This is a genomic window from Lysinibacillus sp. RC46, assembly GCF_041262385.1.
Classification (GTDB): domain Bacteria; phylum Bacillota; class Bacilli; order Bacillales_A; family Planococcaceae; genus Lysinibacillus.
This window is the reverse complement of sequence record NZ_JBGCCF010000009.1, coordinates 53,656-66,569: the sequence shown is the minus strand read 5'-3', so window position 1 is coordinate 66,569 and position 12,914 is coordinate 53,656. Positions and strand designations below refer to the sequence as shown.

General features: G+C 36.9%; 14 protein-coding genes. 10 read left to right on the top strand and 4 right to left on the bottom strand.

Translation table 11 applies throughout. The features are described from left to right. Nucleotides 1–23: 23 nt before the first annotated feature. The gene (locus ABH966_RS10360) at nucleotides 24–260 is read left to right on the top strand and encodes a NifU family protein (protein ID WP_010857481.1); all 237 of its coding nucleotides are present in this window, start codon (nucleotides 24–26) and stop codon (nucleotides 258–260) included. 50 nt (nucleotides 261–310) lie between these two features. On the opposite strand, the gene ABH966_RS10355 is transcribed toward ABH966_RS10360, so the two are convergent. Beyond that, nucleotides 311–1,003: a DUF2225 domain-containing protein gene (locus ABH966_RS10355; protein ID WP_370078079.1), complete on the bottom strand. Its 693-nt coding sequence runs from the start codon at nucleotides 1,001–1,003 to the stop codon at nucleotides 311–313. A gap of 367 nt (nucleotides 1,004–1,370) precedes the next feature. Here ABH966_RS10355 and ABH966_RS10350 point away from each other — a divergent pair, with 367 nt between their 5' ends. Together ABH966_RS10350 and ABH966_RS10345 are read left to right on the top strand one after the other, a co-directional pair. Beyond that, nucleotides 1,371–1,742, top strand: coding sequence for a HesB/IscA family protein (locus tag ABH966_RS10350; protein WP_370078077.1), 372 nt, complete (start codon nucleotides 1,371–1,373; stop codon nucleotides 1,740–1,742). A 532-nt stretch (nucleotides 1,743–2,274) separates the two neighbouring features. Continuing rightward, nucleotides 2,275–2,448, top strand: a complete 174-nt coding sequence (locus tag ABH966_RS10345) for a hypothetical protein (RefSeq protein ID WP_370078075.1) — start codon at nucleotides 2,275–2,277, stop codon at nucleotides 2,446–2,448. 60 nt (nucleotides 2,449–2,508) lie between these two features. On the opposite strand, the gene ABH966_RS10340 is transcribed toward ABH966_RS10345, so the two are convergent. Next, on the bottom strand, nucleotides 2,509–3,000 hold the full coding sequence (locus tag ABH966_RS10340) for a CarD family transcriptional regulator (RefSeq protein WP_370078073.1): 492 nt from the start codon (nucleotides 2,998–3,000) through the stop codon (nucleotides 2,509–2,511). A 144-nt stretch (nucleotides 3,001–3,144) separates the two neighbouring features. Between ABH966_RS10340 and ABH966_RS10335 the strand changes: the two genes are divergently transcribed. Beyond that, on the top strand, nucleotides 3,145–3,588 hold the full coding sequence (locus ABH966_RS10335) for a MarR family winged helix-turn-helix transcriptional regulator (RefSeq protein ID WP_370078071.1): 444 nt from the start codon (nucleotides 3,145–3,147) through the stop codon (nucleotides 3,586–3,588). A gap of 132 nt (nucleotides 3,589–3,720) precedes the next feature. On the opposite strand, the gene ABH966_RS10330 is transcribed toward ABH966_RS10335, so the two are convergent. After that, nucleotides 3,721–4,272: a hypothetical protein gene (locus tag ABH966_RS10330; RefSeq protein ID WP_370078069.1), complete on the bottom strand. Its 552-nt coding sequence runs from the start codon at nucleotides 4,270–4,272 to the stop codon at nucleotides 3,721–3,723. 170 nt (nucleotides 4,273–4,442) lie between these two features. Here ABH966_RS10330 and ABH966_RS10325 point away from each other — a divergent pair, with 170 nt between their 5' ends. From ABH966_RS10325 to ABH966_RS10305, 5 genes are all read left to right on the top strand, one after another. Next, nucleotides 4,443–4,940 (top strand): NUDIX hydrolase, encoded by a 498-nt coding sequence (locus ABH966_RS10325; protein ID WP_370078067.1) that lies wholly within the window; start codon nucleotides 4,443–4,445, stop codon nucleotides 4,938–4,940. Nucleotides 4,941–4,963: 23 nt separating this feature from the next. Then, the gene (locus tag ABH966_RS10320) at nucleotides 4,964–6,715 is read left to right on the top strand and encodes a LytS/YhcK type 5TM receptor domain-containing protein (RefSeq protein ID WP_370078272.1); all 1,752 of its coding nucleotides are present in this window, start codon (nucleotides 4,964–4,966) and stop codon (nucleotides 6,713–6,715) included. 4 nt (nucleotides 6,716–6,719) lie between these two features. Further along, nucleotides 6,720–7,466 (top strand): LytR/AlgR family response regulator transcription factor, encoded by a 747-nt coding sequence (locus ABH966_RS10315; RefSeq protein ID WP_370078065.1) that lies wholly within the window; start codon nucleotides 6,720–6,722, stop codon nucleotides 7,464–7,466. A 118-nt stretch (nucleotides 7,467–7,584) separates the two neighbouring features. Continuing rightward, nucleotides 7,585–9,378, top strand: coding sequence for a carbon starvation CstA family protein (locus ABH966_RS10310; RefSeq protein ID WP_370078063.1), 1,794 nt, complete (start codon nucleotides 7,585–7,587; stop codon nucleotides 9,376–9,378). Between the two features lie 814 nt (nucleotides 9,379–10,192). Continuing rightward, on the top strand, nucleotides 10,193–10,522 hold the full coding sequence (locus ABH966_RS10305) for a YuiB family protein (RefSeq protein WP_370078061.1): 330 nt from the start codon (nucleotides 10,193–10,195) through the stop codon (nucleotides 10,520–10,522). Nucleotides 10,523–10,758: 236 nt separating this feature from the next. Here ABH966_RS10305 and ABH966_RS10300 read toward each other — a convergent pair whose 3' ends face one another. Beyond that, nucleotides 10,759–11,241: a divergent PAP2 family protein gene (locus tag ABH966_RS10300; protein ID WP_370078059.1), complete on the bottom strand. Its 483-nt coding sequence runs from the start codon at nucleotides 11,239–11,241 to the stop codon at nucleotides 10,759–10,761. Between the two features lie 114 nt (nucleotides 11,242–11,355). Between ABH966_RS10300 and ABH966_RS10295 the strand changes: the two genes are divergently transcribed. Next, nucleotides 11,356–12,864 carry a leucyl aminopeptidase gene (locus tag ABH966_RS10295; protein WP_370078057.1) on the top strand — a complete coding sequence of 503 codons (1,509 nt, stop codon included), beginning with the start codon at nucleotides 11,356–11,358 and terminating at the stop codon, nucleotides 12,862–12,864. Nucleotides 12,865–12,914: the final 50 nt, after the last annotated feature.

The window sequence follows — 12,914 nt, the reverse complement described above, 5'->3', positions numbered from 1 at the left end:
TATAAGGAAAGGAGTCGAGACAAATGGCAGAAGCAACAATTAACGATCAAGTTCAAGAGGTATTAGATAAATTACGCCCATTCTTACTACGTGACGGTGGAGACTGTGAATTAGTAGATGTAGAAGACGGCATTGTAAAATTACGTTTATTAGGTGCATGTGGTAGTTGCCCAAGTTCAACAATTACACTTAAAGCTGGTATCGAGCGCGCATTATTAGAAGAAGTACCAGGTATTATTGAAGTAGAGCAAGTATTCTAAAACGACTTAAAAAAGTTCTAGCTGATACATTCAGGCTAGAACTTTTTTTCTTAAACATGGCGGGCGTGTTCTTTCTCTTCTCGAATAATAGCCCATTGTTCCTTAGCCATATCAATGATTTTCGCTTCTCCACCAATACTTTGCTTTTCGATGACCTTTGAAAAGAAGCGTGTAGCATTTTCTAAATCACCGATACGTCGTGATAGTTCGGCAATCATATACATAATTCGTATATCTGACATTTGCGTTGAGCTGTAATCCTCAGTTGAATAAGAATCCATATAGTAATCTCGAGCCATTGTCATAAAACGTTGCTCTTGGCCTTTGTTTTTTAGTGAACGATATAGCCATGCAAGACGTAATGTAAGCCCAGCTATAGCGACAAATTTTTCTTTCTTAATCGTACCGCAAAGGAATGCTAATTTATATGCTTGTATTGCTTGGAATACAGTGCGTTCGCCATTAAAATCATGGTGCACCCATTTTTCTGTAATTTGCGTACGAATATCATCTTGCGTGCCAGGGGCAAAATATTTTGAAAAGTCTTCTGTAAATGAAAATCCGCAATGTTCACAAACAAATACATTATAATAAAGGGCATTTACACCGTCTGCATAAATAGGATGAAAATCTGTTTCTGTATGATCTACTTTAATGAATTTAGAGCGTACTTTTAATGTTGGAAATTCTTTTTTGCAATTAAGACATTGAATTTTTTTTTCGTAATAAGGTGAAATCTCCATATTTTATACCTCTTTCATCGACTTATTACAACTATTATACCAATGTAAATTTCATAAACATGAATAAAAAATACTATTAATGTGAAAAATATTAGAATTTTTACTAATAATCAGGTTTGTCACGATCATGTGAGGTTGATTTCCGTTCCAACTGGGCGCGTCCCTGAAAAGTGATCGGGTAAGCCCCGGAAGTGATCGGGTAAGCCCAAGTAGTCGCCCTGTCGTCCCAAAATCAACTATTTAGCATACGTTTTAACAAATGTTATCCTTAACTATTAATAATGAACCAAAATCCTGTTGGAGCTGAATGTTTGTCATACAATAGTCAAAATTGATATGATAATAAGTAAGAAGGAAGGTGATTGGGATGACAAGTAAGCAAGTAATTGAAGTTACTGAAGCGGCTAGTTTTCATATTAATGAAATGATGGAGCACAATGAAGAGCAAGGTTCGTTTTTACGTGTAGTTGTAAATGGTGGCGGATGCAGTGGCCTATCATACGGTATGCATTTTGATAAAGAGAAAAAAGAAGATGATTTTGAAGATATACAACATGGTTTAACAATTCTTGTTTCCCGTGAAGATGCGCCGATTTTAACGGGGACAAAAATTGACTATAAGCAATCACTAATGGGCGGAGGCTTCACAATCGACAATCCAAATGCTATCGCATCATGTGGCTGTGGCACGTCTTTCAAAACAGCAAAACGCGAAGGTACGCCTGAGATTTGTGATTAAAAATAAACTATCTAGATGTTTGTAGATACTAAGCCTTTTTGATTTGTATGTTGGAAAACATAGCAAATTGAAGAGGCTTTTTTGTATGGTTTTCTGGAGAAGAAATAACCTAACCACAAGCCTCTAGTTTTGATGGGTGATGGTCATTTCATAATAGTTCCCATGGCTATAGACCAAATTATTAGAACGAATGATAGTGTAAGCCAAAATGTATTCTTCGTTGTCTTTTCATCCTTCTCAATTTTAGTTAAAATGCTGACAAGATTTAAACAAAAAATGATCCCGAGTATAGGCATGAAGTAAACGATAATAAACGCAAAAATAATCAATTTTCTACCTCCACATCATGTATGACTTCTTATTGCGGATAGAATATTCTACACCTCTCAACGTATCGAGGTGAACGATTATTCGTCTGTTCATTTCTCAATGGGTGTGAGAGTACTGTACAGAACTAAAATGAACTGGAATTGAAATCGAAATTCTAAAGTTTTGTGGGGTTTCACAAGAAATAAAAAATAGTGTTTGTAATATGTGGTGGTTAGGAACTCCTGTTGGCGGTGAATTACAAACGAGTTGTGAAAGTTTAGAGGTCGGTTTTTTTGATGTTGAGGAGGCTTTACTATTAATAGAAAATGAAGATTTTAAACATGAACTATTACTTTGCTTAAACTATGGAGTAGAACCTTTTTATATTTCTTTCTAAATAAGAATAAGCCACGACTATTTCTAATCGTGACCTTATTACTGCACCGATAATTCACAATTAGTGAAGTTGTGTTAATACATAATCATAAATTTCATCGGATGGTTTATTAAGAGCTATGGAAAACTCTGAAAAGATAGTATCTTGTAAAGATTGCAATAATTTTTCTTCCTGGTTAGGGAATTTTTTTTCATTGGTCTTATATTCGAGCTTTTTTCGTAACAATGTGTTTAACAGCTTTGCTTGTTTTTGGCGATTGCCAGATTTAATGATTTCTAAATGAAATCTCATTCGATGTGTATTTTGTTCAATCCATTCCACACCAGGTGATGTGAATGAATGTAAAATACTGAGGGCTTCTTCTTTTTTAATAACATCTCTAAGCTGTTTTTTGGAATTGTCAATAGGGGTACGAATGATTAATTGCGGTTCATTTAGTGGTTGTAAAACATAATAAGATTTAGTAATGTCGTTAAAGGTTTGTTCACAAATATCTTCAATAGAACAAAGTCCATGTGATGAGTAAATGACTACATCGCCAACGTTGTACATGTATATCCCCTCCAACAAACTATATTGTCAACTTAGTTGACTAAATCTATTGTAAGCAATTAAAAGGTTTTTGTCAACTTAGTTGACGACTGCTGCTGTTTTTTGTATATTAATAACGAAAAATAGGAAATGAAGGTGAACTAGTTGAAGGACGAATTGCAGAATCGAGATGTAATTGATTTGTTGAGCGAACGTCACGAACTACTTCGAAGATTTGCTGAAGAGAAGTGGAATAAGCATAACGATATTTATATTTCAAATTCGGAATGGTATATTTTGGGGATAATTTATCGAAAACAACTTACGATTTCAGATGTAGCTAAAAATGTTAAATTTTCTAGACAAGCAACCCATAAAATAATAAAGAGTTTGGAAGTTAAAGGGTTGGTGACAGTTATGAGTGTCGAACATAGTAAAAAACATAAAGCTATTCGAATGACTGAATTTGGTGAAGATTGCTATAAAAAAAATCAATTATGTAAAGCAGAAATAGAAAAACAACTGGTCAATACAATTGGAGAAGATCAGGTCATCCGATTAAAAAATATATTAAAGCTTAATTGGGATATCGAGCAGTTGGAAGCATAAGTATTCGAAAATGTATGGTGCACATGAATAACAAAGTTTATAACATAAAAATGTAGAGTACTATTTTGCAGGTAGGCTACATTTCATAAGCCACTTTCGTTCAGCGCGAAAGTGGCCTTTTTTTAAAATCAGTTACTTTACCTTCTCGCGCTCTACGAATGTAGCGCTATTGTCATTTGCTAAATTGTAAATGGCGCTTTTTTCATCTAAGCCAAATTGTCCGTTTTCTCTAATAACAAACTTTTCGTTATTGTTCGTTTGGAAGTAATAAGTGCCTGCTGCACCTATTTCATACTCATAAATGACTTCCTTAATATCCTGCCATTCATATGTAATTTGATGATGAAATTCTTTGAAAACAATTTGTGTATTCTGTATAGCGATATAACTTAAAAGAGAAAAATAGCCTAAAATCAGACCGCTCACGATTGTTATAATCGAAATCAAATAGGTGTATTTATTTCTTTTAAATCCAAGCATGATCAACGTTAAAATAATGAACGCGATTGCTAGGAAAAGCATAGTGAAGTTGCTTGTTAGAGTAATCAGCACGATATTATCTTTACTAAAATAAAATGTTTGGGAAATGGTGAATGGCAACAAGAAAACAATGAAGGGCAATAGTAAAAGTAACACTATCGCTATAATAAAAAGTTTTGCATTAGGTGATAATTCGTTTAACATAAATCTCCTCCTTGCAATAGAGTGAATATTCCGCTCTTTATAAAATGTAAGATATTTACAAATTAGTGTATATGTGTATTTTGTGATTGTGAAGTAGCCATAAAATTCTGATTTAATACTTCTATATATGGAAAATTGGCCGTTATAATAGTGATATAGGGGTGAAGCTTATGAAAAAAGATAGAGGAAAAGTTTGGTTAGGTGTTGCAGGGGTAACAGTAAATGAGTTAGGACAATGGCTAGTTGTCAAAAAGGCATATAGCGGATTAAAGGGAAGATGGTCATTGCCGGCTGGTTTTGTCAATGCAGGCGAAACAGTAGATGAAGCTGTTGTTCGCGAATTAAAAGAAGAAACGGGTATCGATTGCTACGTATCAGGCTTAATTGGTTTTCGAACGGGTGTGATTCGTGGTGACATTAGTGATAATATGGCGATTTTTTATTGTCGGATGAAGGATGAGCAGCAGAAGATTTGTATTCAGGAAAAAGAATTATTAGAAGCGAAATGGATGTATCCAAAGGAGCTTGCAGAGGATGAAATGACATCAGTGATGTTAAAGGAAATGGCATCTAACCAATTTGAAAAGCATCAATTAGAGGGGATTGAAGGCATTAATCCAGGAGATGTCTTTGGCTATTCCTCTTATAAATTGTTCTTTAAAAAATAAAGTGACAGAGGAGGGGACCTATGATGGAGCTATTTTTGTTTATGTTAGAGCGAGTAGGGCTAATCATTGTGTTTGCCTTTTTAATGTCAAGATGGCGGCTCTTTCGGGGAGTGTTATTTCAAGATCAAGGGGTTAAGGAAAAGGTATGGCTTATAATTATTTTTAGTGCTTTAAGTATAGTTAGCAGCTATACAGGGATAAAGATCGAAAGTGGGTCCATCAATCCTTTAAATCAAATGATACATAGCACGATTAATGCAGAAGAAGCCATTGCGAATACGAGGCTAATTGGCGTAGCGATTGCAGGTATTTTTGGTGGACCACTTGTTGGTGTTAGCGTGGGGATTATTGCAGGGATTCATCGTATTACCCTTGGCGGTTTTACAGCGGTTGCCTGTGGTGTTTCGACAATACTAGCAGGATTCATTACTGGTAGTTTAAGTAAGCAATTAAAAATACGTCAAACCTTCTCCTATAAAAAAGCTGTTATTATCGGAATTTGTGCAGAGACTTTACAAATGATTATTATTTTAATAGTGGCAAAGCCGTTTGAACAAGCTTTGCAATTAGTTTCTTTAATAGCGCTACCGATGATTTTTATGAATGCCTTTGGGATTTTGATATTTTTCATTATTATCAAAACTTTTATTGATGAAGAAGAGCGCACAAAAGCATTACAAACACACCAAGCCTTTTCTATTGCCCAACAAACAATTGAACATTTTCGTAAAGGGTTAAATGAAGAATCCTGCCGAACGGTTGCGGAAATTATTAAAAGAGAGATTGAGGTTGATGCAGTCGCGATTACGGATACAAATGGAATTTTAGCGCATGTAGGAGTAGGTGAGGACCATCATGTTATTCATCAAGAAATAATGACGGCTTTAACGAAGCGTGTATTAGTAGAGGGACGTATTATTACAGCGATGTCCGCAAAAGAAATCAATTGTCCACATGAAGATTGTCCATTAAGTGCTGCGATTGTCTTACCATTAAAAGTACAGCATAAAACGGTAGGTACTTTAAAGTTATATTTTATCAACGTTTCTTCATTAACAGGGGCGAAAAAGGAGCTTGCTGAGGGCCTCAGTCGACTATTTTCATCGCAACTTGAATATGCTGAAATTGAGCAGCAAAGGAAGCTGTTAAAGGATGCCGAAATTAAAGCGCTACAAGCACAGGTTCATCCTCATTTCTTTTTTAATAGTCTTAATACGATTTCAAGTTTGATTCGAACGGATGCCGATGAAGCTAGAGCATTATTGATAAAGCTTAGTACATTTTTTAGGAGTAATTTGCAGGGCGCTCGTCAAATGCTGATTCCGTTAAAAAATGAAATTGACCATGTGGAGGCGTATTTGTCGATTGAACAAACGAGGTTTCCGAACCGCTATAATGTGCAATTTCACCTGGATGAATCACTTTTTGACGTACAAATTCCCCCATTTACTTTACAGCCACTTGTTGAAAATGCCATTTATCATGCCTTTAAAAATCGTAAGGAAGGCAAAATTGATGTGAAGGTGCAACGAATTAATAATAAGCTATTGTTGTTAACAGAGGATAATGGCTGTGGGATTGGAGAAGAGCAGGTTAAACAGCTTGGCAAAACGATCATGCAATCCGAGCAAGGGACAGGGACAGCTTTATGGAATATTTATCAACGTATTCATGAAATTTATGGAACTGAGGCGGATTTTCATGTTTCAAGTACGCTGGACGTTGGCACAAAAATTATGATTCAGCTGCCGTTAAAAGCCACAAGATGGGAGTAGAGAAATGTTAAATGTCTATATAGTAGATGATGAACCGTTAGCAAGGGCTGAATTGCGCTATTTATTGGAGCAAACAAAGTTAGTCCAGATTATTGGAGAATCGGAGAATCTGGAGTACATACTGCAGAATCCGCAGTTTGAGCAGATTGATTGTGTGTTTTTAGATATTCAGCTAGGCGTAAATAATGGCCTTGAATTAGCAAAACAGCTGCAGCAAAGCATACTTAAACCTGAAATTATTTTTGCTACTGCTTATGATGAGTATGCATTACAGGCATTCGAAGTGAACGCCTTTGATTATATTTTGAAACCATTTGAGCAAGAGCGTGTACAAAGTGCAGTTGAAAAGCTAGTGGCGAAAAGAAGAGCGACGCAGGCTAAAACGATGGAGAAATTAAAGGATTTACAATTGGACAAGCTTGATAAATTAACAGTTTATATAAATGATCGAATCTTACTTATTAATATACAAGAAATTTTATATTGTACGTCTGAAGATAGTAAGACGATTGTTGTCACTGAAAAAGGGAGATATTTTGCTTCAGAGTCGTTAGCCGTTTTGGAGAAAAAGCTCACTTTAAAAGGTTTTGTGCGTGTCCATCGGGCATTTATCGTCAATTTAGAACATATTGTAGAGCTGGAGCCTTGGAGTAGCTCTAAATACAATTTGATTTTGCATAATAGACATTCGATACCTATCAGCAGGCTTTATATGAAGGATGTGCGCAAGATTTTCCAGCTATCAAAATAACTGCATTTCAACAGTAGAAAACACCCTTTCAACTTAAAATTCTGACATTTCGGTGAATTTTACGAATAATCTTTTAATTCATTTGCTATGATGTGGAAAACGTAAAAGGAGTGATAACATGAATGCTATTACAATAGTAATAGGTTCCATTTGTGTTCTGATGATTAGCTATCGTTTGTATGGCATATTTTTCACAAAGAAGGTACTTAAGATAAAAGATGATACGCCCACCCCAGCACACGCTATGGAGGATGGTAAAGACTATGTTCCGACGAATAAATGGGTAACATTTGGGCACCATTTTGCTGCGATTGCGGCAGCTGGACCGTTAGTTGGGCCTATTTTAGCTGCACAATTTGGATATTTACCAGGGCTCCTTTGGTTGTTAATTGGTGCAGTTATCGGTGGTGCAGTACATGATGCGGTAGTGTTATTCGCTTCTATGCGCCACGGAGGAAAGTCGTTATCAGAGGTAATGAAGAAGGAATTAGGACCTGTTGCAGGATTCTGTACAGGCCTTGCAATGCTTTTCATTATTACTATTACAATGGCCGGGCTATCGATGGTTGTCCTTGGCGCGTTGGAGCGAAATCCATGGGGAACTTTTGCGGTAGGGATTACAATTCCAATAGCGATGCTTGTTGGTATTGCTTATCGTAAAACAGGAAATTTAATTGTTACGTCAACAGTTGGTTTTATTTTGTTAATGATCGGTGTATTTGTTGGACCTATGATTCAAGGAACAGCATTTGGTGATTTTTTAACGTTTGATCGTAATACTTTAGCTATTATTCTACCTATCTATGCTTTCTTTGCGGCGGCATTACCTGTATGGCTCTTATTAGCGCCGCGTGATTATTTAAGTAGTTTCATGAAAATTGGCGTATTTATTGCGTTAATTATCGGGGTCTTTTTCGTGAACCCAGTTATTCAATTTCCACCAATTACAGAGTTTATTCATGGTGGTGGTCCAGTAATTGCTGGCCCAGTATGGCCATTTGTCTCCATTACAATTGCCTGTGGGGCTATTTCTGGCTTCCATGCGTTTGTAGGCTCTGGGACAACTCCGAAAATGATTGATCGCTGGGAAGATATTCGTATCGTTGGTTTCGGTGCTATGCTCGTAGAATCTTTAGTAGGGGTAATGGCTTTAATCGCAGCAACGGCTCTTCATCCTGCAGATTATTTTGCGATTAATTCAGCCCCAGCAGTCTTTGCTACTTTAGGAATGGAGCCGGTACATTTACATGCATTAGCGGAAAGTATTGGGATGGATTTAGAAGGACGTACAGGTGGAGCTGTAACGCTAGCAGTTGGGATGACTGATATTTTCACAGGGATTCCTTGGTTTGCTGAAATGTCTTCTTACTTCTATCAATTCGTGATCATGTTTGAAGCGGTCTTTATTTTAACGGCTATTGATGCCGGGACACGTGTAGCGCGTTATTTAATTCAAGATTTTGGCGGCAATGTATACAAACCGTTGAAGCGTACAAATTGGCTTCCAGGTACAATCTTTGCAAGTGCACTTGCATGCTTTATGTGGGGCTATTTATTGTATTCAGGAGATATCAGTTCGATTTGGGTATTATTTGGCGTTTCGAATCAGTTGATGGCAACAATCGGTTTAGTATGTGGTGTAACAATAGTCTTAAAAGTTGCAGATAAGCGAATCTACGCCTTAACTTGCTTTATCCCATTAGCCTATTTATATGTCACTGTAAATGCAGCTGGCCTTTGGATGATTAAAAATGTTTATTGGAATACAGCGGCTGCTGGATACAATATGTTAAATGGTATATTGTCTGTTATTATGTTAATTTTAGGCTTAATAATTGTGATAGCTGCCTTTAAAAAATGGGCAGAGCTTTGGAAGTCACCAAAGTATTTATTATCACAAACAGCTTCATAATTAAAATCGAGAAACTATTGAAAATTAGTCGTATACTAGTTTTCAATAGTTTTTTAATTTCTTAATTATGGTTTATCATCAAAATAGCGGATGGCATTTGTTAAAATGTTTGCCATTTATAAGTTGATGGGAGTGGACTTAACGACATAATAAAGTAAAAGAATTCACACTCAGTTTTATGCATGAATCTTTTTCGCTCTTTGGTAGGTGGATGTCGATAAAATTCAAAAGTTGGTTGATAAAACGTGAAAGTTAGTAGATAAAACTCAAAAGTTGGTTGATAAAACGTGAAAGTTAGTAGATAAAACTCAAAAGTTGGGCGATAAAACGTAAAGGTGTTCCGATAATACTCAAAAGTGGTATGTCATGTGAATCAGTTGATTTTCGTTCCGACTGGGTGACTCCTTGGGGATTAGCGCCACAGATGAGACAGCACATAGGGGAACGAAGGCTAAAACCATCATGTCCTGTGATAACGCCTTCGTATCAACACCATACTGTTGCCGCTGCCGCCTCGCTTTAGCGGAGATAAAACCTTTTTGCTGCGCTACGCTTTCGAGCAAAAACCATCCTGCTACTGCACTACGCTTTCGCACAGATAAAACACGTTGCTGTCACTTCGTTAGCGCTACGCTTTCGCGCAAAAAACATTTGTTGCTCGAAGCGGCTCAACGGACGCCCTCAAGCGCCAATCAACCACACGTTATGGTAACAATCCCTAAATATGACGAACAAGCGAAATCAAGGATATGTTCATTGAAAGCGTTGTAGTAATCATGTAAACTAATGAGAGGAAAACGGAGGTTATACATACATGGATGGTCCAGTTTCACTAGTACAGTTAATTATTTCAATTTTGTTATTTTTCGTCATGTTCTTTGGTATTGGATTTTTATTGAATATGCTTCTGCGAATGACATGGTTAATGGCAATAGTGTATCCAATTGTTGTTATCTTTATTATCGATGATGTAAGCTTTTTAGATTATTTTTTCAAGCCAGGTTCCGCATTTCCAGCACTTTTAGATAAGTTGCAAGCACTGCAGTTTGTAGATATTTCAATCTTATCTGGTGGCTTTGCCGGTTCAATTGTTGCGGGAATTGTCATGATTTATTTGCGTAAAAGTGGTTATCGAATGTTTTAACTTATTTCAGCAAATGTCCCCCACCTCTATAGGTGATGAGATGAATGCGGGTTTAAGTCACTTTTCAGCGGGTGTCAATACACCTGCTGATTTTTTTTTGAATGTTTCCGATAAATCTAGAAAAGTTTCCGATAAAATCACGAAAGATTCCGATAAAACGTGAAAAGTTTCCGATAAATCTCAAAATTATTCCGATAAATAAAAAACACAGCCTCAACATGAGGATGTGTCTGTTTTCACAAAATAAACTGGTATGTGATGATGGCGATAAAAATGCCGGTTAATGCCCCAAAAACTACCTCGCTCCGTTTATGGCCTAGCAATGTTTTTAGCTCTTCCATTTTTTCTTGCCCATCCATTTGAGGCCATTTTTTTAAATCATGTAGCAATGTTTGAAAGTCTTTACGTAGTTGATTTAATACGGCTGCATGCTGACCTGCCTGGAAGCGTACTCCACTCGCATCATACATGACGATAAATGAAAACATAGCGGCTACAGCGAAAATTGGGGAATCTAATCCTGTTTCATAGGCAATAGAGGTTGTTAGTCCTGTTACGGAAGCGGAGTGGGAGCTAGGCATTCCTCCGGTGGAAGTAAATAATCCCCAGTTAATCTTGCCTGTCATAAAAAAATGAATAGGGATTTTTACAAACTGTGCAAAGAGAACTGCAAAAAGGGCAACGAGTAAAGGGGTATTTTGAAGTAAACTCATAATCATCACAACCTTCACTTATAATTGTTTTTATTATAACATTCATTATTTTCTAAAAGCCAAATATAACGCGTTTTCTGAAACTTAGGTATAATAGAATAGTGAATGGAGGAATTTAACATGCATATTGTAAAAGAAGCAAAAACATTTGAAACGATTTCAACTGAAGTGTTAGTAGTAGGAGTCACTAAACATCGTGAGCAAATGCAGGATTGGGCAAGCTTTTCAACATTTTATGGAGAATCCCTTGATATGTGGATTAGTGCAGGGGATGTATCTACTGAGCTAAAAAAAATAACGAAATTGCCATTCTTGAAGGGCCACGCAAATCTTAAACGCATATTATTTGTTGGTTTAGATGAGCGAAAAAACTTAACAGAAGGCGATGTTCGTGCAGCATTTGGATCGCTTGGCAAGGAACTAAGAGCCTTAAAGGTTAAAGAATATTCCATTTGGCTTGAGTCGTTTACGACAGAGTCGATTACTGTAACAGATGTTGCCTTTTTAGCTGGTGAAGGAACAGGACTTGGTTATTATTCAATTCCTCATTACAAAACAACATCAAATGAAGTAGAGAAACGTATTGCCGCTGTTCACATTGTGACTACTGCTAATGATTTAGATGAAGTGGTGGCAGGCTTTGAGGTTGGTGCTATTTATGCAAATGCTGTAAATGAAGCACGTAGTTTAATTAATTTACCACCAAACTTACTGACAGCGACAGACTTAGCTAATTACGCAGAGTCCCTTGCAGTCGAGTACGATTTTGAAGTGGAAATTTTAGATAAAGCACAAATAGAGGAGCTTGGTATGGGTGGTATTTTATGTGTCAATCAAGGCTCCCATGAAGAACCTCGTTTAATAACATTAAAATATAAAGCGACTGAAGACTTTGACGATCCAATTGGCCTTGTCGGCAAAGGGGTTACGTATGATACAGGTGGCTACTCCTTAAAGCCAAAAGATGCAATGGTAGGCATGAAGGGTGATATGGGTGGTGCAGCAGTAGTGCTAGGTGCCATGAAAATCATCGGTGAATTACGTCCTAATAAAAATGTCGTTGCAGTTATTGGTTCTACCGATAATATGGTATCTGGCACAGCATTTAAGCCAGATGATGTCATTACGACATATAGTGGTAAGACAGTAGAAGTTTTAAATACCGATGCGGAAGGACGTTTAGTATTAGCAGACGCTACTACATATGCTAAACAACAAGGAGCGACTTCCCTGATCGATGTTGCAACGTTAACGGGTGGAGTAATTACAGCACTTGGTATGGATAAAACAGGTGCCCTTTCAAATGATGATGAATTCTTTGTTGCTTTCATTGAAGCTGCACAGGAGACTGATGAATTTGTGTGGCGCATGCCTTTAACAGAAAATGATAAAAAACGAATTCGTAAATCAGATGTCGCTGATTTAAATAACTCTCCTGGTCGTGATGGACATATGATCTTTGGTGGAGGCTTCGTTGGAGAGTTCGTTGGTGACACACCATGGATTCACCTAGATATAGCAGGAACATCAGATGCGATTGCTGCACATGACCTAGGTCCAAAAGGTGGTACAGGAGTAATGGTACGTACACTAGCAAATTTTGTGCAACGTTTGGGAGAAGAAAAATAGAATAGGCAATAGACATGTGATAAATGCATCCTCCTACATAAGATAGAATA

Coding starts and splice junctions, on each gene's coding strand:
- ABH966_RS10305 (WP_370078061.1), top strand. CDS start 10,193: ATGGATGGTCCAGTTTCACTAGTACAGTTAATTATTTCAATTTTGTTA.
- ABH966_RS10330 (WP_370078069.1), bottom strand. CDS start 4,272: ATGTTAAACGAATTATCACCTAATGCAAAACTTTTTATTATAGCGATA.
- ABH966_RS10345 (WP_370078075.1), top strand. CDS start 2,275: ATGTGGTGGTTAGGAACTCCTGTTGGCGGTGAATTACAAACGAGTTGT.
- ABH966_RS10295 (WP_370078057.1), top strand. CDS start 11,356: ATGCATATTGTAAAAGAAGCAAAAACATTTGAAACGATTTCAACTGAA.
- ABH966_RS10355 (WP_370078079.1), bottom strand. CDS start 1,003: ATGGAGATTTCACCTTATTACGAAAAAAAAATTCAATGTCTTAATTGC.
- ABH966_RS10320 (WP_370078272.1), top strand. CDS start 4,964: ATGGAGCTATTTTTGTTTATGTTAGAGCGAGTAGGGCTAATCATTGTG.
- ABH966_RS10300 (WP_370078059.1), bottom strand. CDS start 11,241: ATGATTATGAGTTTACTTCAAAATACCCCTTTACTCGTTGCCCTTTTT.
- ABH966_RS10360 (WP_010857481.1), top strand. CDS start 24: ATGGCAGAAGCAACAATTAACGATCAAGTTCAAGAGGTATTAGATAAA.
- ABH966_RS10350 (WP_370078077.1), top strand. CDS start 1,371: ATGACAAGTAAGCAAGTAATTGAAGTTACTGAAGCGGCTAGTTTTCAT.
- ABH966_RS10340 (WP_370078073.1), bottom strand. CDS start 3,000: ATGTACAACGTTGGCGATGTAGTCATTTACTCATCACATGGACTTTGT.
- ABH966_RS10315 (WP_370078065.1), top strand. CDS start 6,720: ATGTTAAATGTCTATATAGTAGATGATGAACCGTTAGCAAGGGCTGAA.
- ABH966_RS10325 (WP_370078067.1), top strand. CDS start 4,443: ATGAAAAAAGATAGAGGAAAAGTTTGGTTAGGTGTTGCAGGGGTAACA.
- ABH966_RS10310 (WP_370078063.1), top strand. CDS start 7,585: ATGAATGCTATTACAATAGTAATAGGTTCCATTTGTGTTCTGATGATT.